The following is a 24,055-nucleotide window of genomic DNA, read 5'->3' as shown; positions in this document are numbered from 1 at the left end:
AAAGTACCAGCTATTATTGAAAAAAAATTTAAATTATTAATACCCAAAGCCTTCTCGTTAGGTTCTTTGGTGAGCTCAAAATTTGTTTCAGATCACGATGCATCAGACGAATTCCATACTTGGTAACATCTAAAAGCCGCTACTCTAGTTGTATGAATGTAAAGACTATCCTGCTAACACATATACACCGAGCAAAGTCAGATAGAGAGAAGTGTTTAGACGAGCTTCTTGATTTGATGAGTCAAGCTGTGGCGCGAACTGACCTTGAAGAATTCGATTGGTATTTAATGAACGATTTAGTGGATGCTGACATACTTTTTACCATTGTTTTGACCGACGTCGATTTAACGATCAATTTCAATGAGTATGTACTGATTGAGGCAGTAAGGTTCGTAATGACGTTTGGTTGCGAGTTGCAGCATTGACCCGACTTTTTGCAAATTATGCGCTAACACTTTTTGAGCCAAGATTATTCTCGTGTGTTAGAAGCAACACTTTTATTATTGATTTAGCAGAACCAGTTCAAAGTGGTGAGGTGAGTTGTTAGTTTTAAGTGCCTTGTCGTCGAAGCATTCGACTAGCTTACGAACTTGTCTTCTCAAGTAGCGGCTATATTACCATCAGACGCTAAGAATGTACTTTTTTGATTACCTCCTTATGAGTCTTACTTATGACACTTGTTAGATATCACGATGTGCTAAGTTTTAGTGTAACAAGGAGAGTGACCATGAAAACGTTAGCTGGCTTATTGTGTTTAGTGTGCTTACAAGTACAAGCAATAACTATTTCAACAATCAACACTGAATGGCTTTGGGACTATAAAGAACCCCATGAAGGACAGGTCGTTGGTTATGAATACGATGATATTTATCCACCAACTCGCAAAGAATACGAAATGGAAGTTTTTGCACTTGCTCTAGTCATCAAAGCTATAGATGCTGATGTTGTTGGCTTAATTGAAGTTGAAGGCCGGCATGTTGTTGAGGATATAGCGGCTTATCTTCCTGAATGGAACGTTGTTTTCGTTGAGGGTAGAGACACGTTTACGAAGCAGGATGTGGCTATTTTAACGAGATTTTCTGTGATCGAGGGGACCGCTTCAAACTTACCTGAATTCAAGGGCACTTCAAGTGTCACGAAGAAACCGGTACAGCCATCTAAAGTCTTAGCTGTTGGCTTAAAGGATGAACGTAAGAATTATTATGTGGTTGTGGCTCATTTGTCTTCTAAGAGAAACAATAGCGAAGAGAAAGATGCTAAGCGTGCGGCTCAGGCAGAAGCCATTAGAAAAGCTGTAGTTACCAATTGGAGCAGTTATGACCACGTTATTGTAATGGGTGATATGAATGACCTCCCAGACTCTAAACCGTTGAAGACATTACTAGGAGAATTTGACGATGGGGACAAGTTGGTTCAAGTTGCAACTGACGAGAACTATTCATACATCTATAGGAAGAAAAAGCAGCTCATTGACCATATCTTGGTCGATATTGGATTGAGTAACGCTGAATTTAAGAATATGGACCTGCCCAAGTCGATTAGTGACCATCGTATATCTACTCTGATAATGAAATAGGAGGCAGGTGTTATGCGCAACTTAAGCTTGAGTATAAAGTTTAAATCTGTGTTTGATTCGAGAATGCCTTTAGCTCCGATCGTTCGAGTTTTAGATTGTACATCAGATTTTGTAATTGAGAGCATTGAATCAGATATCGACGAACTCAAAACAGTATTGATGGGGGTTGATGAGACGTTAGTAGAAAACCTTGAGGTAATATCTAAACAAGTACATAAAGGTGAGCTACAAACTTTGTTCCTTGAAGATGTGAGAAAGGGAAGCTTTGAGTTCCTTTTATCGCCAGAGGTTATGAGTGTGGCAAAATTTATAGCCGGCTATGTAGCAAATTATCTTGTTGGTATAGCTATTGAAAGCCATCTAGAAACGAAACAAAAGAAGACCGCTGAAACGTATGAAGCGGAGTTGAAAGGAAAGATATACCGTGCTCTAGATGAAGAGTCTCTAGATTACACTTTGGAGTCTGAGTCCGGTTCTGACGGTGAGTTGCTGTTTGTGAAGATTACAGTAATTTTTAACACAGATTACGGGAAGCAAAATGATCCTGACGTTCACGATAATGGTGGTCGAGAGATTGACATAGAGATGTTCAAAAAAACGCTCGAGGCTTAGTGTATTAGAATTTCAGTTAATCCTTTGATTTACATTTTCACAAGACCTTCGAATTGCGCCTACCCAGAATCTGATGGTTTGAATGCTTAAACTTAAACGTAGTGCTCTCTGATTCAAAGCGCCCCAAAACTATTGACCCACTATTCAAGTGAGTTTTTCTTAGCAAAGTAGACCGAAGTTGTATACGTATCCTATATTCGTCAATTTAGGCTGCTTATATCTAAGAGTTCAATGCTACTAGTCCATACTAGTCTGCTCTTGGATTCAGAAGTACATTCCAATAACACCACAGAAAATCAATGCGATAATTGAGCAGCCGATGGCATAATGAGTTTAATATACAATTAGAAAAGGCTGCGTACGTTGGCAGAACTGAAAACGAAATCAGGCGAAAGTGTTCCTCTATCTGATGAATCAGGGCTAATCCTAGGGTTAAGGGCTGTAGCTGCGCCTCTCACCAAAGAGCATATTCACCTAGCCGCTATTCAGTATGTTGGTTCATCCCCATTCTTAACCCTACGTATGATTTTTGCTTTTTAAATATCGTGCAGCAAAAACTAGCATTTTGGATGGATTCAACAAATAGGTACAGTTAACGTTTCAAAATAGAAAAGTCACATGATAAGCAAAAATAGTGGCGACAAAAATGGCGGCACCCACTGAAAACAAATGTAAATCAGCGTTATATAAGGGGCAAAATGCTGTGTTTATGTACATGATAATTGTGGTTAAGTTTCTGATTGTTAACGTGTTTATTGTATTTGTGTTAGGTTCTACGGCATGTCTTCTCAGTCTGCGATGGACAAGCACTCAGGTGGTGTCGCTAAGTACCGCGCAGCTGAAGGAAAAACCGTACTATTGCCATACCGCGGTAGCGTTCACGGCACTATCTCAGACATCCTTGGCGGTGTACGTTCAACCTGTACCTACGTAGGCGCAGCAAAGCTTAAAGAGCTAACTAAGCGTACGACTTTCATCCGCGTACAAGAGCAAGAGAACAACGTATTCGGTAAAGAGAAGTAAAATTACGAATTATTAAGAGCCGCATTTCGCGGCTCTTTTTTTGTCTGAAAACTGACAGCACTAGATTGCCAATCTGTGAATAGCCACCAACTTGCTATGAGCGCAACACAACGGCTTGTTACTAATGCATTTTCCCCCGTTTCTAGGGTAGTATTCATTTACTCCCCACACTCTACTTCTGCTATTTATCACGGTTTAGGTGTTTGGTTCGGCGATTAGAGAAATGCCCAGATGGCGTAAAGGTTAGGTCTACTATGCAATATGTAAAAATCAAGGATTCGATTAAAGAACAGATTGAGACGGGCATGTTAGCACCGAGGCAAAAACTGCCATCAGAGAGGAAATTGGCCGAGTCGTTTGATACTACCCGAGTAACATTGCGTGAGGCGCTAGCGTTACTGGAAGCAGAAGGCAGTATTTATCGTGAGGACCGTCGTGGATGGTTTATTTCTCCACAGCCACTTATTTACGATCTCTCGACATTAGCGAGTTTTACCGAAGTGGCGCGAACGCAAGAGCGTATGGCTAAAACAGAACTCCTGATGTCCAAAACCGGTCTGGCTAATAAGCAGGCTGCTAGTTTGCTCAAACTTCCGCCCTTTTCCGATGTGTATCACTTGGAGCGTGTACGCTACTTAGAAAACCGTCCGGTAGCGTTCGTTACTCACTATATTCGACCAGAGTTATTTCCCAATTTACTCGATTTTGATCTATCTGACTCACTGAGTGGGATTTACCGAAACCACTTTGGCGTCCACTGTCATAAAGTAACCTATCGAATAGGCGTTAGTACGCTACTTGGAGAGCTGGCGTTAGCTTTGCGAGCCACGCCAGGCACACAGGCAATGGTGATTGAACGAATCAAGTATGATCGCAACGGAACCCTAATTGAAGGGGAGATCGAATACTGGCGACACGACGCGATCAGCATTCAATCGCAAGCGGTCTTAGATCAATAAACAGCCGTTTGACAACCGAACAGGGTGTGATTTTGGAGATCTGAAACTCTCTGGCATTTCAATAAGGACGTTTTATGTCGCTTTGGGCAATTGGTCTGGTGGTGATATCGGCATTTTTGCATGCCGGATGGAATCTGTTGAGCAAGAGCAACAAGTCTTCGGGTAAAGCATTTTTTCTTTCGAGCAGCGCTGCAGCTTCGTTAATGCTGCTTCCTTACGTTATATGGTACTTGCACGAGATAAACTACGCTTCGCTTTCCCCCTCTTTTTGGTGGGTGCTACTGATAAGCGGCGTGGCGCAGGTTATTTATCTTATTAGCTTAGGTATCGCATATAAACATGGTGATATCGGCGTTATATATCCTATCGCTCGTGCGTTACCTGTTCTGATGGTTGGAGTAGGCACTGCACTGCTAGGTTATCATCTGTCACTGACGGTATGGGTTGGGTTTTTTCTCATTACAGCGGGCTGTTTATTGGTTCCAATCGTATCCCTGAAACAGTTCCATATTGCTCAATACGCGAATACGGGTGTGCTGTGGGCCCTTGTTGCTGCCATCGGGACGATGGGGTATTCAATATTAGACAAAGAAGCCTTGGTCATTCTTGAGCGGGAGTTAGCCAACCTCACCACTGAAAGTTATCTTGCTATCTATTACCTAGCTTTGCAGTTTTGGGTCATCTTCGCTGTGATCGCTTTATATCTGATCGTCACCCGTCAATGGAATGAATTCAGAGAGGCTTGGAAGATACGTAAACCTTCCGCGATGGCCGGTGCTATGATGGCGATGACTTATGGCATGGTGTTGTATGCGATGACGATGACAGAAAACGTCAGTTACGTGGTGGCACTGCGTCAGATGAGTATCGTGTTTGGCATGATTTTCGGCGTTGTGTTACTCAAAGAACGTTTTTCTCTGACGAGAAGCATCGGCGCCAGTTTCATCTTTATCGGACTTGTAATGACCGTTGTTTAGATCAACAAACAATAAAAAACCCAAGCAATGGCTTGGGTTTTTCTATTTATTGCTGGCAGTAAATTAGCTTTCAGCTTCAACCATTTGAGGTTGCTCATCTGCTCGTGCTGCTGCAAGCATTTTGCGGATGATCATTGAAGAGAACAGCGCAATTGCGACCATGACTACTGCAAGAATTGTGAGTAGCTGGAAGTACTCACCGTAAACCGTTTGCACGATCTCTTGGGTGATTTGCTGGCCTTTCTCTAATGCGATTGAGGTGGAGAATACCGCACCAACGATGCCACTCAGTGCCATGGCTACCGAGAATAGTGATACTGAGAAGCCTTCGATGTGCTTAGGTGCAACCGACAGAATAAACGCCACCACCAAGCTACCAACGATAACTTCAGCGAACGCTTGGAAGAAGTGGATAGCAAGGAACACTTCAGGGCGAATAATTACATCTTCGCCAACATTCATTACAGCCATCGTCAGGATACCAAACGCGATCGCAGTAAAGATGAAAGCAAAACCAATCTTAGTGGCTGTTGAGAAAGTGATGCCTTTCTTTTCCAAAGAAGAGAAAGTCATTGAAATCACTGGACCTGCAACAATACACCATAGTGGGTTCATCGCCATTGAGGCTTCTGGTGCGATTGGGATCAAGTTGAACAGATCACCACGCATTGTGTTGATGGTGACCATTGTCATAGATGTCATCATCTGACCGTAGTAAACGAAGAAACAGGTCGTGAGCACTGTCATGATGAGGATAGTACCCATTTTCAGTGCGTCAGATTTACCTGATTTAAACATTAGTGAGATGAAGTAAAGAATCGCGGCCGCGCCAATCGCATAAACGATATTTTGACCAATATCCATGTTAGAGAACATGAAGAATACTAAGCCTACCATCGCCGCAGATAGGGTAAGGAAAGCGATCCAGTTTTTTGCGCTAACTGGTTTCTGGTCGATGTCTGCACCTACGCTAACCAGTTGTTTGTTGAATACGATGAGTACCCCAAACGCGAAAGCAGCCATAACCGCTGAGAGTGAGAAGCTGCCGTGGAAACCAATAACAAGCACAAACATCGGGAATAGGTACTGACCTAATAGTGCACCGACGTTGTTTACCGAATAGTTGACAGGGTAGCCGTTTTCAAAATCTTCTTCTGAAGCAAAAGTGCGTTTGTAAAGACTTGGGTAAGAAGGAGACATCAAACCGCGCGCATAGCTTGCTAGAGCAATACCCACCAAACTCATCGGGATATTGGTTGCTGAAGCACCCAACACAAGTAGCGTGTAACCTGTAGCAAAAGTGCCGTATGCAATAGTTAGAGAGCGGTAGGCACCAAGGAACTTATCTGCTATAAAACCGCCCGCGATCGCAAACAGCGGTCCGATAGAAGAAAATGCGCCCACGACCATCATAGTATCCGCTTCGCTGTAGCCTAAATCTTCTAAGAAGAAGCGGGTTAGAATCACCATTACACCATAGAATGATAACCCAAACATGGCTTGGCAGAACATCATTGATTTATTGAGTTTATTCCACATAATAGTCTCTTTTAGATGTTGTAACACAGAAGTAACAACTGAATATTAATAAATCTGTGGTATGTTATAAATTGAAACAATTATCGCAGAAATAATGCTTGATGCACTAAGTTTTATCAAATTCGCATAAATTAATGTAATGTTATTGATCTAAATCGTTTGCCTTGGATATTTGTTGAGCAGCTATAGTTACTCATTCAAGTTCAAATCTATTCTTAGTTAGAAATCTTTGTGTTAGTCTGCGCTGCAAGCTTGAATTTGTAAAAGGAACGTAACGTTATGAAAATCTTCAGTAACTTCGATAGCGGTAGTATAGAAGTCGTCAATACCACCAATATGGATGATATTCAGCTTAGAATCCCTAATGACAATCAGTCTGAGTTTTATCAGTGGTTTCATTTTCGTCTAGAGTCTGAAGCTGAACAGCCTCACACGTTCAAAATACTGGATCTGAAAAACTCAGCGTATCCAGAAGGTTGGAACGGTTATGATGTGGTTGCTTCCTATGACCGTGACGAGTGGTTTCGAATTCCGGCAGACTTTGATGGCGACACACTGACATTCACTGTGATTCCTGAGCGTCGCTCAATCTATTTCGCTTACTTCGCGCCTTATACCTACGACCGTCACCTCGATCTACTGCATATGGCGCAAAGCGCGCACCATTGTCAGCTTGAAACCTTGGGTCATACACTTGATGGCAATGATATGAGCCTACTCACTTTTGGTGAGCCAGAAGAGGGTAAAAAGAAAATCTGGTTGATTGCACGCCAACATCCAGGTGAAACCATGGCTGAATGGTTTATGGAGGGGTTCATACAGCGACTACTGGATGACGATGACACAACGGCGCGTGCTTTGCTCGAGAAAGCTGTCCTGTACGTTGTGCCTAACATGAATCCAGATGGCGGCATTCGAGGTCATTTACGTTGCAATGCCATTGGGGTCAACCTAAACCGTGAATGGCAAACACCTTCAATGGAACGTAGCCCTGAAGTCTACCTAGTGCGAGAGCGTATGCTTGCAACGGGGGTTGATATGTTCTTGGACATTCATGGTGATGAAGCGATACCGTATAACTTTGTCGCGGGCTCTGAGGGAATACCATCGTATGATGAGCGACATGCTAAGTTAGAGCAAGCGTTCAAAGATGTCCTAAAAACGGTCACGCCAGAGTTTCAGGATGAGTTTGGTTACGATAAAGACGAAGCAGGCAAGGCAAACCTGACGGTTGGTTCTAATTGGGTGGGTGAACAGTTCAGATGTTTGTCATACACGGTAGAGATGCCGTTTAAAGACAACAATGATTATCCCGATCCACTTTATGGCTGGTCTCCGGAACGTAGCGTTAAATTCGGACACGATATGCTAAGCGCAGTGTTTGCTGTCAGCGATAAGATCTAATCGCGCTACAATGAACAAAACACTTAACCCCTGAGACGAATCTCAGGGGTTTTTATTTGGGCTGTTATTCACATGGTGGAGCCATATGGATCACGGCCAACCCGCCCAATGATGTTTCGCGGTATTTTTTATTCATGTCTTTACCAGTCTGGTACATAGTCGCAATCACTTTGTCTAGAGAGATAAGACACTTACTGGTGCGTTTTAGCGCCATACGTGAGGCATTAATGGCTTTCATTGCACCCATCGCATTTCTCTCGATACAAGGCACTTGAACCAGTCCGCCAATAGGATCACAGGTCATACCCAGCGAGTGTTCCATCGCAATTTCTGCTGCGATACAAATTTGCTCATTGCTACCTCCACGCAACGCGGTGAGGCCCGCGGCAGCCATAGAGGACGACACACCGACTTCGCCCTGACAGCCTACTTCTGCCCCAGAGATGGACGCATTGGTTTTGTAAAGAATACCAATCGCCCCAGCAACGGCCAGAAAGTCTTTGAGTTGTTTGGTATCTAACTCCTTAATAAAACGGTGGTAGTACATGAGAACCGCAGGAATAACGCCCGCTGCACCGTTAGTTGGAGACGTTACGACCTGACCACCAGCGGCATTCTCCTCACTGACGGCAAACGCAAACAGGTTGATCCAGTCCATAATTTCCATCGGATCGTTTTCTATCGCTGCATTTGCCTCAAGCTTCTTGAGAAGGTTAGGTGCGCGTCGGGTTACGTTGAGACCGCCCTCTAGAATGCCTTCAGTCTCAAAGCCTCTCTGCATGCAAAGCGTCATCACTTTCCAGATCTGATCTGCTTTGCGAACGATCTCCTCTTCACTGAAAAACTGGAGTTCATTTTGCAGAATCATGCCGCCAAGGCTTAAACCATTTGCTTCTGCCATTTCTAGCATTTGATCTGCGCTGGTGAACGGAAAAGGAACGTCAACTTCGTTTTGACCACCGCCTTCTTTGAGTTCTTTTTCTGTTGCGATAAAGCCACCACCCACAGAATAATAAGTCTCGAACGCGATTTGGGTGCCTAATGAATCATAGGCGGTGATAGTCATTCCATTTTCATGCAGAGGTAGGTTATCTTTGTGAAAAAGAATATCGCTATCGTAGCTGAAGTTGATCGTATGCGCGCCGGCAAGACAAAGTTTTCCCTCTTCGATCGTTGAGCTCAATGCTTGTTTTGCGCTGGAGATTTTGATGGTGTCAGGTTTGTTGCCGAGTAAGCCAAGGATGACCGCGCGATCAGTGTGGTGGCCTTTACCCGTTAAGGAGAGCGAACCATAAAGATCCACTTGAATGCGACTGACACTCGCTATCGAGGAGGCGAGCAGGCGGGTAAAATGATAACCAGCGAGCATCGGACCGTTAGTATGGGAACTGGAAGGCCCGACCCCAACTTTAAAAATATCAAATATTGACAGCATAAACTTAACTTCCTGTTTGAATGGCCCGTACTTCGGACTCTTTTAATAACAAGTATGGCATGTGCCGAGCAATTGCACGTTTGCCAGTTTGATTATCAACATAATAATCCAAGCTAACTTAGCGACAAGGTCAATACTTGTACAGTTTCTCGTATCGTTAGTAGGAATAATTGAGACATGAGTAAATAATGGACATTATGAATGTAGTGCTAGTTCTCGGAAAACGGCTGGTCGATAACACGATTACGGCTGAAGGTCGCTCAAGAGTGGAAGCTTTGCTAGCGCTTCTAGCGACAAAAGACTTGCGTCAAACTGTGGTTCTATTTTGTGGTGGAGTCACTGAGGGCCAAACCGTGACTGAGGCGCAAGCTATGTATGATTACTTCAAACGTTGCGTTGCTGGTACCGAACTCAGTCCACCATATTTGCTTCTTGAAGACCAATCCACCAACACCATTGAGAATATTGGTAATGCTGCCAACAAATTGATTGAGAGTGGTCTCTGTGCGAAGGGAGAGGGGATTAATGTCCAACTCGTCTCGAACGACTACCACCTCAAACGGATATTTGAAATACAGGCGTTGATGGACGAACAGGGCTTATTGCGTGTATTGGAAAAGCGATGTGCTGAGACGGGGCTACCCATCAAGATAGATAGGGCGGTCGGTGCTCACTATTCAGTGCCTTATCCGCATCACAATGAGTTTAGCCGAGTGTTTTTGCTACTCGATGAACTGACTACGTATCGAGTTTATCTGCAAGGGTACGTGTCAAAAGTCTTTAAACGGCCGTTGGCTGATGTGAGGGAGCAACCATACCAAATTGCTCGCAATGCGCTTATTGAGCTTGAAAAATGTATAGGGGATGAGGAGACGCTAGCTGATCTTGATGTGATAAAAAGGGCAGTCGAAATGACTACCCCGCAATTGAGTCGCGAAGAAACGCTACAACAGCTCAATCGGCTTGATGTGACGCTGACGAAGCTTAATCGCCAGTACGATCCTGAGCGTCAGACTTTGTGAGAAGGAAATAAGTCTTAACGGCACTGAGTGAAATCAGGCTGTAGCAAAGCAGCTCGATCGCTTCTTCTGATAGGTTTTTTACCTCTCGCAGATAGTGCTCCTCCATCACGGAGTGCCAAAACGAGCCCATCCCGTACAAACGAGAAAATACCAGCAGCAACACCACTGCGGTGATCAACATCGGCATATATCGACTGTTTAAGATCTTGGCAAGCTGTTGAATTGAATCACTTCCTCCACGGTAAGCATAAAAGCACGCAGAACATGTGACCAAAAGGGCAGGGATAACCCACGCACCATGAAATATCAAATCAAACCACACATCGGACTCGCGTATAAACAGCACAGCAAAGAAACCGCTGATCAGTATCGATGCGTGACGAATAGAGCGATTGCGTTGGGCTAGTAGAAAGAACGCCAAGCTCGTGACTGCAAGCATGAGTGATTGAGCCAACTCTGTCATAGAGCTTTCGCTTAAACCATGATGAAGTAGAGTAAAATCGACGCGCAAGCAGAGATTCACAAAGATACTGAGTGCGGCTAGAACTAAGACATTCAGGGCAACTCGTTGGAATGTAGCTTTTGAGCTAACAGTGACCACTGCGGGGTGATCGACTGGATGATCGGTTGAGGTTTGGCATTTCATGGCATCTATCGCCTTTGTGCAGAAAAGTTTGTGTGATTTTTGTCACATTTTATTTTCCGCCTTGGTTCTTTTGTCAGAGAAATGTCATAACTGAACAGTGTACACTTGAGATCAAAAAGAGAGAGGCAGTGCTCTCTCTTTCATATAACCAAACGAATAGGTTTCTCGTGCCAAACCGATTCAGCTCAAGCAATTAGCTATTGTCGCTCTCTTGCTTATGATTGTTTCGGTAGTACTCCCACTGCTCAACGCGTTGATCGTCTTGTAATACGCAGTAGGTGACTCGTTTTGCATCTTCCGTCACCGTCTCAAGCGCTCCACCTTGCTGGACACAATAAACCGCAGCAGGGTTAGCAAGAGATGTGTACTCTTTCACTTCGTATTCATCTGGCTCGCTCGCGCAGCCTGCGAGTAATACAGCACTGGATATTGCCAGAGCTAAATAGGCATTTCTCATAGAGTTTCCTCAATTGAATCAATTGGTAGCATATCGAGTATAGAGGATTGAACTAAAATTTCTGTCTTGAGTTTGTTAAAAAGTAGTCGATGTCTAAAATTAAAAGTAACAATTCAGCACACTTATAAATAAGCACAAAGATTATTGCTAAGTGTGTTGTGTCTCTAAAATAATTCTAAGCATAGGAAGTGCCAGATGTCGGATAGAAAACATCGACTTGTAACTCGTAGTGATTTTGATGGATTGGTTTGTGCCGTGTTACTTAGGCAGCTCGAACTGATTGATGATATTAAATTTGTTCACCCTAAAGATATGCAAGATGGCGTAGTGGAAATTACGGCGAATGATATTGTGACCAATCTGCCATACGTTGAACAAGCGCACCTTGTCTTTGACCACCATTTGTCAGAAGTGATGCGCAATCAGGGCGAAAGAAAGAACCACATTATCGACCCAAACGCGCCTTCAGCCGCTCGTGTTGTTTGGGAGCATTATGGTGGTGAGCAAACTTTCCCAAGCCGCTGGCTTGATATGATGGCCGCTGTTGACAAAGGGGACTCCGCTCAGTTTAGTCGTGATGAAGTGCTCGACTCTACAGGCTGGAACCTACTCAACTTCTTGATGGACGCCCGCACTGGGCTTGGGCGTTTTCGAGATTTCAGAATTTCGAACTACAGCTTAATGATGGATCTAATTGAGTATTGTAAAAACCATACGATTGATGAAATCTTACGATTGCCTGATGTGAGAGAGAGAATCGACCTCTATCGTGAACATGAAAACTTGTTTAAACAGCAGATACAGCGTTGTGCAACGGTTTACAACAATCTAGTGGTACTGGATTTGACCGGAGAAGAGGTTATCTATGCCGGTAATCGCTTCATCATCTACGCGCTTTACCCACAATGTAATATCTCAATCCATAAAATGTGGGGCTTCCAAAAGCAGAACACGGTATTTGCAACCGGCAAATCGATATTTGATCGCAGCTCTAAGACTAATGTGGGGGAACTGATGCTCAAATATGGCGGTGGTGGACACAAAGCTGCTGGCACTTGTCAGATTGACAACCAACGAGCAGATGAAGTTGAGCAAGAACTGATCAAAGCCATCACCTCAGACGGTTAAGAACAAAAAAGCCCCAGCGCGATTGGCTGGGGCTTCAATGTCTACCTGTCTACTAAGCCCTAAATGGGCATAACACGGTTACGGCCTAGCTGTTTGGCCTCATAAAGCAGTTTGTCAGCTCTCTCAATCAGTGAATCAGGCGACTCTCCCGGCTCTAGCTCGGCAACACCCAATGAAATAGTGATATTGCCGACCGACTTAGCGGTACGTCTGTCTTTAACGGAAAGCTTTTCAATGGTTCGTCTCAGGCTCTCAGCAAACTGTCTAGCGATGCGAAGAGACTTATTTGGAATAATCAGCGCAAACTCTTCACCACCAAAGCGGTATGCATGAATCCCTTCTCGGCAACTTAATTGCATCCTACGAGCAATCCCTTTAATAACCGTATCTCCGAACAAGTGTCCGTACGAGTCGTTAAAGGTCTTGAAGTGATCAATGTCCGCAAGGACTAAACACATTTTCTGCTCTGCTCGACATAGTGTTTTGATATCACTATCGAATGCGCGACGGTTGTAAAGGCTGGTTAGTGCATCAAAAAGCGCGTCTTGCTGCACTTCGGCTAATTGACTTTTAAGCTGATTGATCTCTTTTGCCGCGTTTGCAAGCTGGCTGTTGAGGAATCGAGTCGAATGACGAATCTCTCTTGATTCTGCCACCAACTGTCTTATCACGGTCATCACTTCTTCGAGAGAAACCGATTCATCTTCCACTCTTTCAAGGCTGTCAAAGCTCTTATCAATCAGTTGTGAAAATTCAGAGGTGTCAGAGAGCGTGTCAGTCATTGAACTGGCTACTTCGTTCACCAGAATCTCAATATTCGCGCGAAGATTCCTCATGTCGGTTTCAGAACGAGTGGCAACATAGTTGTTATAGAGTTGTTCGCCTGCCGCTGGTGGGCAGATGCCATAGTTTTCTAAAACGCTGTCTAGTTCTCTATTTAGCTGAGGGATCGCGTTGTCTACATAGGTGTACCAAAGTGCATAGTTTGCTGGGGTAGCAGCTACGTGATTTTTCATCATTAGCGGGACGGCTTTTTTTAAATTTGCCGTCGATTTTTTAAAGTCGTCGTCTGTCATGTTTTATGAGCATTCTTACTCTAGGCACCTGTTCGTTAAGATTAGCGGATAAAACGCATAGATGCTTGATTTACTAATACTTTGTACTGACTTATTGATTGATTATATGAACTTTAGCACATCTAAATACTAGAAGCTGTATAGAGATTGAGCAAATGAAGCGCGACGAATTTAACATCCTGACTGTTGGCGCTTATTCGCCGACAATAACTTCGCTTCTTACGTTGCCTTCTTCCAGTCTGCTAGCGCCACGTAACATAGCCTGAATCAAATCGCCTGCGTTGAATTTTTCTAGCGCTTCATGTGCTCCCACTTGCTGAGCACGTTCTACACAAATCTCGCTAGAGAGTGAGGTATGTAAAATGACATAGCTGTTACTCAACTCCCGCTCATTTTGGGTCTCGAATGCCAGTTCATAACCATCAAGCCCTGGCATTTCAATATCACTTACTAACATATCGATAGCCTCGCCTTTGGCAGCGCATGCACGCATTAACGCCAAAGCATCCAGCCCGTTGTTACAGATTTGATAGGGGATATTGATACTATCAAGGGCGTCAGACAGCTGCTTACGAGCGATAGAAGAGTCATCAACCAACAGGATTCTGAGGGCTTTTAAGCGCTCACGCTCAATATCAGTGAGCATAGGAATATTGGTGGACTCATACTGAGGATAGATTTTTGACAACAGCAGCTCGACATCGAGCATTTGTACAATCTGATCTTTGTATCGGGTAATCCCCGTAACGAACACATTATTGCCGGCTGTTTTTGGTGCGGATTCTATCGACTTCCAGTCACATTCAATAATCTTTTCGATTGAGCGAACCATAAAGGCGACTATCGTTCGTAGACAGTCAGTCACAATCAAATAGCATGAATCATACTCTTCTGGCTGAATGGGACGAAAACCAATCGCAGCGGGCATATTTATCACCGGAATAGTCTTATTACGAATAGTGACCGTTCCAATGACATGATGGTGAGAATAAGGGATCTGTGTTGTTGGTTGATATGGGACGATTTCGCGTACTTTAAGTGTACCAATAGCAAATAGCTGTTTGTTACTCGTGAGAGTAAACATCAGCATACCTTGCGATTGATTTGCTTTACTAATTGTCTTGGCCATACCATCTTCATCCGAGTACTTGTTACCTTACATGGTAATGTAAAACCATTTAGGATCAATGAACCTATATCAATTTTGTTATCGTTTGGCTGAGAGTCAGAGGTTTTCAATATTATTAACTCATCGCTTTGATGAAGATCTCATTTTGATCGGGTACAATCGGCACCATATTAGTTACCAATCACGAGGCATTAACATGGCCAATACAGCAGCTGCTCTGCATATTCTTGTTAAACATAAAGAACAGGCAGAAGACATCATTAAACAGCTTAAAAAGGGCGCTAAATTTCAGACATTAGCAAAGAAGTATTCGACCTGCCCGTCGGGTAAGCGTGGTGGTGACCTTGGTGAGTTCAGACGTGGGCAAATGGTGCCTCAGTTTGACAAAGTCTGTTTCTCTGGCGAAACGCTTGTCCCGCACCTAGTAAAAACCAAGTTTGGGTGGCACGTTGTGAAAGTGCTTTACAGAACATAAGGCTTGAATTCTGCACAGAGCTTGTCAGCGTCCCAAACCGAATCTGTACCGCCTCTTATAGCCAATCACAAACATCAATAGATGGCAGATGCATACTGTTCTGCCATCTTAACTGCCCCATTCCCTGCTAGGGATGTTAATTATTCGGCTTCAATCTACTGAAAAACTTTTAGCTCATTCGAGTAATTAAAGTTTGCTCGTCATCGACAAAAGCCACATAGCCGCCGTGATAGATAAACACTCGACCACGACCTTCAACTAAGCAGGCAAGCTGTGGATGCAAATCTTCCTCGATATTTGGGCTTTGAAAAGTGCCAGTGTCAGTGATCACGCCACTGAGTTTAGGCAAATATCCATAAGTGCGTTTGGCTTGATCTATCAGGCTCAATTCGCTGGTAGTAGAGAAGCAAGCGGGGATCGCACCGGCTTCTTCGATAAAAAGCGTTTTCAGTTCTTCAAAAGCGGTAATCACCAGCCAGTCGATGTCATTAACATGATGGATAAACATAGAGTTTCTCGGGGAATTCTGATGCGAAGATTTTATCACTATCAGGAGATAACATAGTAGGGGTTTAGTTGGTAAAGGCAGTAATTCTCACCCCATATTCGTTTGGCCTTTTATCTATTCATATCGTATAAACCTGACTTCGTCCTGCGCAAACGTATTGATTGTTCATTGAACCAGTAGTTGAAAGACGGCACTATGTGAGAGTGAAAAGCGGCTATTAGCCGCCTAATTAGCGTCATACGTTAGGAGTGTACAGTGGTAAACATTCGTGAAATGGAGATCGCGGACTATGACAAAGTAATTGCTCTCTGGGGGCAAACTGAGGGCATGAGTATTCGGGATGCGGACTCAAGAGAAAGTATCGCTAATTATTTAGAGCGTAATCCTGAGTTAAGCTTTGTCGCAGAAATTAATAGTGAAATCGTTGGTGCAGTATTGGTCGGCACAGATGGACGCAGAGGCTATCTACAGCATTTAGCGGTATCACCGCAGTGTCGAGGTAAAAAGTTAGGTCGTAGGCTGGTAGACCAAGCGGTGAACGCTCTGGCCAAAATAGGTATCCCGAAGACTCATTTGTTTGTGTATAACGACAATATTAATGCCCAACAGTTTTATCAAAGGCTAGGTTGGTTTGCTCGAGATGAAGTTCGAATGTACTCATTCAACAGTTCGAGTAATAACAATGTCTAGTGCATGGTAAATGACACTAAAAAAACTGATTGCTAAAGGCTAATGTTCGCTTGAGTGAATTATTTGAAATTTGGTGCTCTATGAAAATAAGAACAATGAGTTCAGCAGACTTGTCTGCATTATACGACATTTATATAGACAAAGAAGTGGTGAATAATAATCGCTACTTACCTGACATTAAACGGGAAGAGTTTGATTCAATGTTTAATGATAGCCAGCACAATTTTGTGGCGGTTGACACTGACGGGGAAATTTTGGGTCATTTGTCGATCATCACTACTGAAAAACCAAGACTAAAGCATTCAGCGTCTTTTGGAATTGCGGTGGCGAAAGCATCCCGAGGAAAAGGTGTTGGTCGTTTCTTGATGGAACACTTATTGTCTTATAGTGATAAAACGCTTGATTTATCACGCCTAGAGCTAGAAGTTCACGCTAACAATACAGCCGCACTGGCGTTGTACAAATCCTTTGGCTTTGAAATTGAAGGTACAAAGCGTAAGGCTGTGCTCGTCGAGGATGAGTTAACTGATTAGTCCTAATGTCGAGAGTACGAGTATAACGAAAGACTATAGAAGTGTAGACAGGACACACACCGAATGGGCGTAAAGATGACAAACGCGCGACAACAGAGCCTTCGTTGAGCCGAAGGCTTTGTTCTATTTGCCGACGTTAGTTTTGACGGGAAAAGTAGGCGGCAATGTCTTTTAGATCTTGATCATTAAGGCGCGAAAGCTGACCTTTCATCATTTCTGCCAGTGGCCCAGTCCGATTACCTTGCTGATAATCTTTCATAGATTGGTATAGATACTGAGCGTTTTGACCATTGATGTTAGGGTAAGACGGCTTAACCGCTTCCCCAGTTTGACCATGACAAAAGACGCAGCTTGGGGCTTTGATTTTGCCTAGTTCTGGGTCGCCGAATGATTCAGCTTGAGAGAAGGGTGACAGTAACAGTAGAAGTAAGAAGACTCTTGCCATCAGTTGAGCTCGGTAAACAATGATGGTAGTAGAATAAAGCTTCCCCTTAGGGGAAGCTCAAGAGTTTGAAGTCATTATTGGCTGTACTGTGCCAGTTTTGCTAGCAAAGTATCAATATCTTCGCCTGTGACATCTTTATGAGTGACGAAGCGAATAGGGTTTCCTGGTGAAACTGTGATGCCATCGTCTGCCAGTTTTGCCGCGATCTGTTTGATATCAATCTTCTCATCGAGTTTGGCAAACACAATATTCGTTTCTACCAACTCTGGTTTAACATGATAACCATCGATCTTGCTTAGGCCTTCAGCAAGACGTTTAGCGTTGGCATGATCTAACTTGAGTTGTTCAACTTGCTCAGTTAATGCGAGTTTGCCTGCCGCTGCCAAAATACCCGCCTGACGCATACCACCACCGACCATTTTACGTAAGCGACGAGCACGGGCGATAAATTCGCTGCTGCCTAGCAGTAAAGAGCCAATCGGTGCTGCGAGTCCCTTTGATAAGCAGATAGTCATGGAATCAAAGTATTGGGCAATCTCTTTAACATCGATATCCAGTGCGACTGCTGCGTTGTAAACACGCGCACCGTCAAGATGAAGCATTAAACCGTGGTGATCTACAAACTCTCGCGCTTGTGCTAAATAGCTAAGCGGTAGCACTTTGCCATTAATTGTGTTTTCGAGGCTGAGTAATTTAGTACGAGCAAAGTGTGAGTCATCCGGTTTGATCGCTGCTGCAAGCTTTGCAAAATCGAGCGTCCCGTCTGGATTGTTTTCAATCGGCTGAGGTTGAATTGAGCCAAGTACTGCGGCACCTCCAGCTTCGTACTTATAGTTGTGCGCTTGCTGACCACATAAATACTCGTCACCGCGCTGACAGTGAGCCATTAAGCCAAGTAGATTCGCCTGAGTACCCGATGTGGTAAATAGTGCAGCTTCGAAACCGTGTCGCTGCGCAGCCCATTGCTCCAACTCATTAACGGTTGGGTCATCACCATAGACATCATCACCGACAAGCGCTTCGCTCATTGCTTTGCGCATTGCTTCGGTTGGTTTGGTTACGGTATCAGAACGAAAATCCATAAATTAATCTCCTAAATATATCCACATAGCTTGGCTTTGCTTAAACACGCGATCGTTTTAGCATCGGTGATTTCGCCTTGAATGATTTTTTGTTCGAGTTGTTCTATCGATAGCGAGATAACGTCAATGACCTCGTCCTCGTCGCACTGGTAACGTTGCGTATGGCTGAGATCTTTCGCGACGAATAGGTATTGAATTTCATCACAGAAACCCGCGAGAGGTGTTACCTGACCTAGAGATATCATGCTTTTTGCGCTGTAACCAGTCTCTTCTTCAAGCTCTCTGTGGGCGCAAACCTCGACGGGTTCGCCACTCTCTAGCGTTCCAGCGGGTAACTCCAGAAGCCATTTTTTCAATGAAGGTCGGTACTGATTGATAACAATGATCTTTCCATCGTTATCAATCGGAAGAATAACAGTCGCTCCAGGATGAGAAATGGTGGTGTGCGTGATGTTTTTGCCATTGGGAAGCGTCAGATTTTCTTCTATCAAAGAAATGCTTTTCCACGAATGGATAGTTTTGGTTTGATTTTCCATTGAATCGCTTTATTCGTCCATAGCTCTAGACTGGCCTACATTACAGCTTCGGCTTGAAGAGATAAAGATCAATTCCATTCCTAGTTGCTGAGTCGGTCATGCAGAACAGTGATAAAACTCTCAAAAGTGCAAACATTGATTTCAAGGAGTTACGTAAAAACCGCTTCTGCTATAAAGATCCGTCCAATCAAAAAAATGCACTTGTAACAAAGTGATAACAAATGTATAAAATTATACATACAAGGTTTCAAGATGGCCCTAGGAGAGCACGAAAATGATTAGCCCAAATCGAGTGTCTCACTCACAAAAAGCATTGCTCTCTGAACGGATCAGTAAATTAGCTCAAGCGCTTTCTGATGGCGTCTATGAAAGAGAAGAAACCATCAAGCTCTGTTTGCTCGCAGCCCTTGCGGGTGAAAGTGTTTTCTTACTTGGCCCTCCGGGTATTGCCAAGAGTCTGATTGCGAAACGTCTTATTCAAGCCTTTGACAACTCATCTTATTTTGAATATTTAATGACCAGATTTTCGACACCCGAAGAAGTGTTTGGCCCACTTAGTATTCAAGAACTCAAAGACAACGGTCGTTATCTACGTCTAACTGAGGGCTACTTGCCGACAGCGCAAGTGGTGTTTCTTGACGAAATCTGGAAAGCAGGCCCAGCAATTCTTAACACGCTACTTACGGTGGTTAACGAAAAAACGTTTAAAAATGGCAGCGATATCCATCGAGTACCGATGCGTTTGTTGGTGTCAGCGTCCAATGAACTGCCGGACGAAGATAGCGGGCTAGAAGCGCTATATGACCGAATGCTAGTGCGAGTGTTCGTTAATCGCATTCAGAATAAGAACAACTTTAAGTCGATGTTAACGGTTGGTACACCGCAAGAAGCCGCTATTCCGGAAGGTCTTGCGATTACCGACGAAGAGTATCATCAGTGGCAATCCGAGCTGGATAAACTTGAATTGTCAGATGACGTGTTCGAAAAACTTTTCGAACTGAAAACCATGCTAGAGAATGCGGCGACCTCAACAACGGGAGTCGATGTTGCCGATACCGACATGTATGTCTCAGACCGACGCTGGAAGAAGGCGGTAAAACTCCTTAAAGCGAGTGCTTATTTCAACGGTCGTGATTCAATTAACCCTCTTGATTTACTCCTGCTGCAAGATTGTTTGTGGAACAGTCCTGAATCACGTGATGTTGTGCGTAATGTCATCAAGCAGTTTGCTCTTAATCACGCGTTTGACCAACAGGAAGTAGAGCAACAAATCACCCTATGTCGCGAAGAGCTTGGAGATATTCAGGAAGCGCTGGAGTCACAATTTGGTATAACACTGGGTACAGAAACAACAACGGGTCTGATTAAGAAGCAGATTCACAGCTACGATATTTCAAACGCCAAGAGCTACAAAGTTGGCAGCGCATTTGATTTGGTCAAGTTGGTTTTACTCCAAAGCAATATGTCGGTTTCCGAATCGGAGAAGGGCGACAGCCGTTGGGTGTACGTGCCTAAGAATGAGTTGGAGCGAGTGATTAAAGATGGTCAGGGGGATGTCTATGGCTATGTTAATCAGAACACCAATATGTGTCGTCTGCGCTTTGACCTCGATGCGGCGAATAATCTTGTTATCAAGGATATTGCTAATCGCGCTGTGTTGGTCTCTGTCGTAACCAACAAGGGGCTAGATGAGTCACTTTATCAAGAGTGGTTAACTAAGTCAGAGCAGGCGATGTCACAGCTAGAAAACGCCGAACATCACTTACGCAAAGTTCGTTCTAACTTCCATGGTGCGTTACCACACGGCTTTATTGATCAAGAACTACCACGTGTGATGGAGGCGAGCTTGCAGAACCTTCAACAAGTGTTGGAGTCGACCAAGTCTGAATGTGAACGTACGGTTTTCCGTTTTAAAAACTTAAACCAGTTTTTCTCATAAGGAGCCGATATGTTAGGTGCCGATGGATTAAACTTAGCACTGGCCATCGCCGACTCGGGGATTATCGATTCTGCGGTTAACGATCTCATTGCTCGTTCACAAGTGATGGTGATGGCAGAGAATCGCGGTGTGAAAAGCTCGGTTAAAAATCACCTGCTTAAATGGCGTGGCAGCGTGAAGAAGCGCATCACTAAAGTGTGTGAAACAGAACGTTTTCAGCAAGAACTGGCGCTGTATCAGGAAGTCATTCACTGGGATGAAACACAGTTCTTCGAAGAGATTCCTCAAGTGATCAAAAAGCTAGAATGGCATTCCGCGTTCTATCTAAAAGCCCGCCGTTTAATGGAAAAAAATAAGGGTCTCAACAACCCTATGTTTCCCCATTACTTTTGTGATCAATGGTACCAAAGCCTTTCCGATGCTTTGCGTCAGGCTCAGTTAAATGAGCTGGAAGTCAGTAAAGAGAAAGTCCTCAAAGATCTCTATCAACGCATGGAAACCATGAAAAACATGGATAAAGTGACGGAAGAAGGGGACGAAGGCAGTGTGGGTCGATTGTGGGATATGGCATCCGCGAAGCTAAGCAAATCTGACTTGACTGTGATGAAGCGTCATGCGGAATTTCTGAAAAAGAACAAAGGCTTGCAAGAAATTGCTGAGCAGCTTGGTCGAATGGCTGGGCAAGTTGATGATCCAGAGCTACAGCGCGCACCAGCAGAAGAGTTGCAAATGGTCGAAGAGAAATCCGACGAAGCAACAGATGATATTGTTGGCATTCACCAGAGCGACGATCTCAACAAGCTACTCCCTAATGAAACCATGTTTCTTGCCTATCCAGAGTTGGAAGTGGTGTTCTACAAACATTTAGTCGATAAGCGATTAATGAACTACCGCATGCAGGGAAAATCAAGAACACTACGTAAGATCCGAGCACAACAACCAGACAACAAGCAAGTCGATGTTGAAAAAGGGCCATTCATCGTTTGTGTTGATGCCTCTGGCTCAATGAGTGGCTTTCCAGAGCAGTGTGCAAAGGCGATGGCCTATGCCTTGATGCAAATTGCATTGGCTGAAGACCGCGAATGTTACGTGATTCTGTTTTCTACTGAACAGATAACCTATGAGTTGACGAAGCAAGATGGTCTGCGCGAAGCGAGTGATTTTCTTACTTACAGCTTTCACGGTGGTACGGATTTGGAACCTGTGCTGATGAAGTCGATCGATTTGATGTGCGGCGACAAATATCGCAATGCTGACATGGTGGTAATTTCTGACTTTATCGCACCTAAGCAGTCAGATGAGATGGCGCAACAAGTCGAGAAGCTTAAAGCGCGTAAAAATCGATTCCACGCGATCAGCTTATCAAAGTATGGCAACCCTCAGTTGATGTCGATGTTTGACCACACGTGGGCCTATCATCCGAATCTCGTCGGTCGATTGATGAAAAAATGGTAGATAAAAAAAGGAGCGCGATGCGCTCCTTTTTACTTTAAATCGCCAGTGGCATTTCGTTAGATGGATCGTGCTTACGGTAAACACGAATCAGACCGAGCAAAGCGACAATTGACATGACCAACATCAGTGCACCGAGCGGCATCTGATCCGGTGCAGGAATCATAGATGCACCAAGGGTTGCCAATCCCGCGCCCAAGTTTTGCATTCCACCGAGTACCGCACCACCTGTTCCAGCATGATAAGGTAAAGGTGATAGTGCACCTGTCGTTGCTGCTGGGAACAATATGCCAGCGCCTAAAAAGTAGATGGTCGCACCGCCAATGAGCGTTAAAGCACTTGTTTGGCCCATTAATCCAGGTAACAACACCACGAGGGAGCCAGCCATAATAGCGACCAGTCCAACACTCAAAGCGTGTTTTTCATTTTTTCTCGTCGCGATATAGCTTGATAACGCTGCACCAACCAAGTAACCCGGAATCGGTAGGACAAACAGTAGGCTGACGGTCGTTGCTGGCAATTTCAATACGCCACCAAGCAAGACACCCGCGGCGGCTTCAAAGATAGCGATACCTGAAAATGTTGCGACTAAGCAGAGCAGATAACCTTGAAAACGGCGATCTGACAATACATAACGATAGCTGCTGGTGACTTTCTCATAACGACGTTTTTCACGAGGTAAGGTCTCGATAAAGCTAGTCATCATAGTAATCACAACAGCAATACCAAATAGCGCTAAGAACATGTAGCTTGAACGCCACCCGAATGACTCGGTGAGATAGCCACCCAAAACCGGAGCAATAAGAGGTGAAAAGATCACACACATGCTAATCAAGCTATTCACCTTGTGCAGCTCAGCGCCATCAAACAGATCGCGAGTTAGTGTGCGAGACATAGCGCCGCCACAACCGATGCCTAGGCCTTGGATAAAGCTACCCGCTAGGAACCAATCGTAGTCGTGAGCAAAGAGTGCCACAAGTGTGCCTGCGATATAGATCAGCAGTCCTGCAATGATGATTGGTTTGCGCCCCAGACGATCTGATAGCGGCCCATATACGAACTGCGAGAACCCGTAAGGGATCAGATAGCAGGCCATTACTGCTTGAAGTGCAGATGGACTAACTAAAAACTCATTTGCCATGTGGCCGATAGATGGCACGTACATGGTTTGAGTCATTTGACCCACAGCAGTCAGAATAGCAATTAGAAAGGTTAACTTAATTACTTGAGCAGAGGCGGACATTTCTACAACACCTAAAATCAACGCGAAAAACATTAGCCTTGCAGTAGCAAAGCTAATAACTAAAACAAACAAAGGGGACTTTCAGGCGCGAGATATTAAGGGGGCTTGCAGTTTCTAGCAATTAAAAAGTGTGAACTGACGCAAGATAAAAATTTTAGATTTGGATTAG

Annotated in this window: 24 protein-coding genes and 1 pseudogene; 14 read left to right on the top strand and 11 right to left on the bottom strand. The window is 44.2% G+C overall.

Features of this window, described 5'->3' with window-relative positions:
* Positions 1-727 precede the first annotated feature (727 nt).
* From ACQEXP_RS08555 to ACQEXP_RS08530, 6 genes and pseudogenes are all read left to right on the top strand, one after another.
* Positions 728-1,576, top strand: a complete 849-nt coding sequence (locus tag ACQEXP_RS08555) for an endonuclease/exonuclease/phosphatase family protein (protein ID WP_074545125.1) — start codon at positions 728-730, stop codon at positions 1,574-1,576.
* 12 nt (positions 1,577-1,588) lie between these two features.
* The gene (locus tag ACQEXP_RS08550; protein ID WP_074545127.1) at positions 1,589-2,188 is read left to right on the top strand and encodes a hypothetical protein; all 600 of its coding nucleotides are present in this window, start codon (positions 1,589-1,591) and stop codon (positions 2,186-2,188) included.
* A 363-nt stretch (positions 2,189-2,551) separates the two neighbouring features.
* A complete protein-coding gene (locus ACQEXP_RS08545; RefSeq protein ID WP_165491420.1) occupies positions 2,552-2,728 on the top strand; it encodes a hypothetical protein in 177 nt (58 codons plus the stop codon).
* Positions 2,729-2,953: 225 nt separating this feature from the next.
* Positions 2,954-3,211, top strand: a pseudogene (locus ACQEXP_RS08540) (IMP dehydrogenase); the annotation flags it as partial.
* A gap of 254 nt (positions 3,212-3,465) precedes the next feature.
* Positions 3,466-4,170 (top strand): phosphonate utilization transcriptional regulator PhnR, encoded by a 705-nt coding sequence (phnR, locus tag ACQEXP_RS08535; RefSeq protein ID WP_426969417.1) that lies wholly within the window; start codon positions 3,466-3,468, stop codon positions 4,168-4,170.
* Between the two features lie 74 nt (positions 4,171-4,244).
* Positions 4,245-5,147, top strand: coding sequence for an EamA family transporter (locus tag ACQEXP_RS08530; protein WP_426969415.1), 903 nt, complete (start codon positions 4,245-4,247; stop codon positions 5,145-5,147).
* 63 nt (positions 5,148-5,210) lie between these two features.
* Here ACQEXP_RS08530 and ACQEXP_RS08525 read toward each other — a convergent pair whose 3' ends face one another.
* Entirely contained in the window at positions 5,211-6,686 is a 1,476-nt protein-coding gene (locus tag ACQEXP_RS08525) for a peptide MFS transporter (RefSeq protein WP_426969413.1), read from the bottom strand.
* 279 nt (positions 6,687-6,965) lie between these two features.
* On the opposite strand from ACQEXP_RS08525, the gene ACQEXP_RS08520 reads away from it, so the two are divergent.
* Positions 6,966-8,090: a M14 family metallopeptidase gene (locus ACQEXP_RS08520; protein WP_426969411.1), complete on the top strand. Its 1,125-nt coding sequence runs from the start codon at positions 6,966-6,968 to the stop codon at positions 8,088-8,090.
* A gap of 64 nt (positions 8,091-8,154) precedes the next feature.
* Here ACQEXP_RS08520 and ACQEXP_RS08515 read toward each other — a convergent pair whose 3' ends face one another.
* Positions 8,155-9,525, bottom strand: coding sequence for an L-serine ammonia-lyase (locus ACQEXP_RS08515; protein WP_426969410.1), 1,371 nt, complete (start codon positions 9,523-9,525; stop codon positions 8,155-8,157).
* A gap of 188 nt (positions 9,526-9,713) precedes the next feature.
* Here ACQEXP_RS08515 and ACQEXP_RS08510 point away from each other — a divergent pair, with 188 nt between their 5' ends.
* Positions 9,714-10,547, top strand: a complete 834-nt coding sequence (locus ACQEXP_RS08510; protein WP_426969408.1) for a YdcF family protein — start codon at positions 9,714-9,716, stop codon at positions 10,545-10,547.
* On the opposite strand, the gene ACQEXP_RS08505 is transcribed toward ACQEXP_RS08510, so the two are convergent.
* Together ACQEXP_RS08505 and ACQEXP_RS08500 are read right to left on the bottom strand one after the other, a co-directional pair.
* The gene (locus tag ACQEXP_RS08505) at positions 10,510-11,193 is read right to left on the bottom strand and encodes a hypothetical protein (protein WP_269374980.1); all 684 of its coding nucleotides are present in this window, start codon (positions 11,191-11,193) and stop codon (positions 10,510-10,512) included. The genes ACQEXP_RS08510 and ACQEXP_RS08505 overlap by 38 nt on opposite strands.
* Before the next feature lie 193 nt (positions 11,194-11,386).
* Positions 11,387-11,650, bottom strand: a complete 264-nt coding sequence (locus tag ACQEXP_RS08500) for a putative hemolysin (RefSeq protein ID WP_269374979.1) — start codon at positions 11,648-11,650, stop codon at positions 11,387-11,389.
* 195 nt (positions 11,651-11,845) lie between these two features.
* Between ACQEXP_RS08500 and ACQEXP_RS08495 the strand changes: the two genes are divergently transcribed.
* The gene (locus ACQEXP_RS08495) at positions 11,846-12,778 is read left to right on the top strand and encodes an exopolyphosphatase (protein ID WP_426969406.1); all 933 of its coding nucleotides are present in this window, start codon (positions 11,846-11,848) and stop codon (positions 12,776-12,778) included.
* A gap of 59 nt (positions 12,779-12,837) precedes the next feature.
* On the opposite strand, the gene ACQEXP_RS08490 is transcribed toward ACQEXP_RS08495, so the two are convergent.
* Together ACQEXP_RS08490 and ACQEXP_RS08485 are read right to left on the bottom strand one after the other, a co-directional pair.
* Positions 12,838-13,854, bottom strand: a complete 1,017-nt coding sequence (locus ACQEXP_RS08490; protein ID WP_269374977.1) for a GGDEF domain-containing protein — start codon at positions 13,852-13,854, stop codon at positions 12,838-12,840.
* 193 nt (positions 13,855-14,047) lie between these two features.
* Positions 14,048-14,983, bottom strand: a complete 936-nt coding sequence (locus tag ACQEXP_RS08485) for a chemotaxis protein (protein ID WP_138972171.1) — start codon at positions 14,981-14,983, stop codon at positions 14,048-14,050.
* 196 nt (positions 14,984-15,179) lie between these two features.
* Here ACQEXP_RS08485 and ppiC point away from each other — a divergent pair, with 196 nt between their 5' ends.
* On the top strand, positions 15,180-15,458 hold the full coding sequence (ppiC, locus tag ACQEXP_RS08480; protein WP_038177557.1) for a peptidylprolyl isomerase PpiC: 279 nt from the start codon (positions 15,180-15,182) through the stop codon (positions 15,456-15,458).
* A 169-nt stretch (positions 15,459-15,627) separates the two neighbouring features.
* Here the strand turns inward: ppiC and ACQEXP_RS08475 are convergent, their stop codons facing one another.
* A complete protein-coding gene (locus ACQEXP_RS08475; RefSeq protein WP_269374975.1) occupies positions 15,628-15,966 on the bottom strand; it encodes a cytosolic protein in 339 nt (112 codons plus the stop codon).
* 255 nt (positions 15,967-16,221) lie between these two features.
* Between ACQEXP_RS08475 and ACQEXP_RS08470 the strand changes: the two genes are divergently transcribed.
* Together ACQEXP_RS08470 and ACQEXP_RS08465 are read left to right on the top strand one after the other, a co-directional pair.
* Positions 16,222-16,656 carry a GNAT family N-acetyltransferase gene (locus tag ACQEXP_RS08470; RefSeq protein WP_426969404.1) on the top strand — a complete coding sequence of 145 codons (435 nt, stop codon included), beginning with the start codon at positions 16,222-16,224 and terminating at the stop codon, positions 16,654-16,656.
* An 80-nt stretch (positions 16,657-16,736) separates the two neighbouring features.
* Positions 16,737-17,189 (top strand): GNAT family N-acetyltransferase, encoded by a 453-nt coding sequence (locus ACQEXP_RS08465; RefSeq protein WP_426969403.1) that lies wholly within the window; start codon positions 16,737-16,739, stop codon positions 17,187-17,189.
* A gap of 136 nt (positions 17,190-17,325) precedes the next feature.
* Here the strand turns inward: ACQEXP_RS08465 and ACQEXP_RS08460 are convergent, their stop codons facing one another.
* The 3 genes from ACQEXP_RS08460 to ACQEXP_RS08450 form a co-directional block, all read right to left on the bottom strand.
* Positions 17,326-17,634 (bottom strand): c-type cytochrome, encoded by a 309-nt coding sequence (locus tag ACQEXP_RS08460; RefSeq protein ID WP_426969402.1) that lies wholly within the window; start codon positions 17,632-17,634, stop codon positions 17,326-17,328.
* Between the two features lie 74 nt (positions 17,635-17,708).
* On the bottom strand, positions 17,709-18,716 hold the full coding sequence (gene ltaE / locus ACQEXP_RS08455) for a low-specificity L-threonine aldolase (protein ID WP_426969400.1): 1,008 nt from the start codon (positions 18,714-18,716) through the stop codon (positions 17,709-17,711).
* Between the two features lie 11 nt (positions 18,717-18,727).
* Positions 18,728-19,252, bottom strand: a complete 525-nt coding sequence (locus tag ACQEXP_RS08450; RefSeq protein WP_269374970.1) for an NUDIX hydrolase — start codon at positions 19,250-19,252, stop codon at positions 18,728-18,730.
* A gap of 274 nt (positions 19,253-19,526) precedes the next feature.
* On the opposite strand from ACQEXP_RS08450, the gene ACQEXP_RS08445 reads away from it, so the two are divergent.
* Positions 19,527-21,191 carry an ATPase RavA domain-containing protein gene (locus tag ACQEXP_RS08445; protein ID WP_269374969.1) on the top strand — a complete coding sequence of 555 codons (1,665 nt, stop codon included), beginning with the start codon at positions 19,527-19,529 and terminating at the stop codon, positions 21,189-21,191.
* Between the two features lie 9 nt (positions 21,192-21,200).
* Positions 21,201-22,646: an ATPase RavA stimulator ViaA gene (gene viaA / locus ACQEXP_RS08440; protein WP_426969397.1), complete on the top strand. Its 1,446-nt coding sequence runs from the start codon at positions 21,201-21,203 to the stop codon at positions 22,644-22,646.
* Positions 22,647-22,680: 34 nt separating this feature from the next.
* Here viaA and emrD read toward each other — a convergent pair whose 3' ends face one another.
* The gene (gene emrD, locus ACQEXP_RS08435; protein WP_426969396.1) at positions 22,681-23,886 is read right to left on the bottom strand and encodes a multidrug efflux MFS transporter EmrD; all 1,206 of its coding nucleotides are present in this window, start codon (positions 23,884-23,886) and stop codon (positions 22,681-22,683) included.
* Between the last annotated feature and the right edge of the window lie 169 nt (positions 23,887-24,055).

Origin of the sequence: Vibrio sp. TRT 1302, assembly GCF_050113875.1 — a bacterium.
Lineage (GTDB): Bacteria > Pseudomonadota > Gammaproteobacteria > Enterobacterales > Vibrionaceae > Vibrio.
The sequence above is the reverse complement of the archived record's forward strand: the minus strand, read 5'-3'. Positions and strand labels throughout refer to the sequence as shown.

Bases quoted from the DNA above. Each gene is read 5' to 3' on its own strand.
- ACQEXP_RS08555 (WP_074545125.1), top strand. From the start codon at position 728: ATGAAAACGTTAGCTGGCTTATTGTGTTTAGTGTGCTTACAAGTACAA.
- ACQEXP_RS08550 (WP_074545127.1), top strand. From the start codon at position 1,589: ATGCGCAACTTAAGCTTGAGTATAAAGTTTAAATCTGTGTTTGATTCG.
- phnR (WP_426969417.1), top strand. From the start codon at position 3,466: ATGCAATATGTAAAAATCAAGGATTCGATTAAAGAACAGATTGAGACG.
- ACQEXP_RS08530 (WP_426969415.1), top strand. From the start codon at position 4,245: ATGTCGCTTTGGGCAATTGGTCTGGTGGTGATATCGGCATTTTTGCAT.
- ACQEXP_RS08525 (WP_426969413.1), bottom strand. From the start codon at position 6,686: ATGTGGAATAAACTCAATAAATCAATGATGTTCTGCCAAGCCATGTTT.
- ACQEXP_RS08520 (WP_426969411.1), top strand. From the start codon at position 6,966: ATGAAAATCTTCAGTAACTTCGATAGCGGTAGTATAGAAGTCGTCAAT.
- ACQEXP_RS08515 (WP_426969410.1), bottom strand. From the start codon at position 9,525: ATGCTGTCAATATTTGATATTTTTAAAGTTGGGGTCGGGCCTTCCAGT.
- ACQEXP_RS08510 (WP_426969408.1), top strand. From the start codon at position 9,714: ATGGACATTATGAATGTAGTGCTAGTTCTCGGAAAACGGCTGGTCGAT.
- ACQEXP_RS08505 (WP_269374980.1), bottom strand. From the start codon at position 11,193: ATGAAATGCCAAACCTCAACCGATCATCCAGTCGATCACCCCGCAGTG.
- ACQEXP_RS08500 (WP_269374979.1), bottom strand. From the start codon at position 11,650: ATGAGAAATGCCTATTTAGCTCTGGCAATATCCAGTGCTGTATTACTC.
- ACQEXP_RS08495 (WP_426969406.1), top strand. From the start codon at position 11,846: ATGTCGGATAGAAAACATCGACTTGTAACTCGTAGTGATTTTGATGGA.
- ACQEXP_RS08490 (WP_269374977.1), bottom strand. From the start codon at position 13,854: ATGACAGACGACGACTTTAAAAAATCGACGGCAAATTTAAAAAAAGCC.
- ACQEXP_RS08485 (WP_138972171.1), bottom strand. From the start codon at position 14,983: ATGGCCAAGACAATTAGTAAAGCAAATCAATCGCAAGGTATGCTGATG.
- ppiC (WP_038177557.1), top strand. From the start codon at position 15,180: ATGGCCAATACAGCAGCTGCTCTGCATATTCTTGTTAAACATAAAGAA.
- ACQEXP_RS08475 (WP_269374975.1), bottom strand. From the start codon at position 15,966: ATGTTTATCCATCATGTTAATGACATCGACTGGCTGGTGATTACCGCT.
- ACQEXP_RS08465 (WP_426969403.1), top strand. From the start codon at position 16,737: ATGAAAATAAGAACAATGAGTTCAGCAGACTTGTCTGCATTATACGAC.
- ACQEXP_RS08460 (WP_426969402.1), bottom strand. From the start codon at position 17,634: ATGGCAAGAGTCTTCTTACTTCTACTGTTACTGTCACCCTTCTCTCAA.
- ltaE (WP_426969400.1), bottom strand. From the start codon at position 18,716: ATGGATTTTCGTTCTGATACCGTAACCAAACCAACCGAAGCAATGCGC.
- ACQEXP_RS08450 (WP_269374970.1), bottom strand. From the start codon at position 19,252: ATGGAAAATCAAACCAAAACTATCCATTCGTGGAAAAGCATTTCTTTG.
- ACQEXP_RS08445 (WP_269374969.1), top strand. From the start codon at position 19,527: ATGATTAGCCCAAATCGAGTGTCTCACTCACAAAAAGCATTGCTCTCT.
- viaA (WP_426969397.1), top strand. From the start codon at position 21,201: ATGTTAGGTGCCGATGGATTAAACTTAGCACTGGCCATCGCCGACTCG.
- emrD (WP_426969396.1), bottom strand. From the start codon at position 23,886: ATGTCCGCCTCTGCTCAAGTAATTAAGTTAACCTTTCTAATTGCTATT.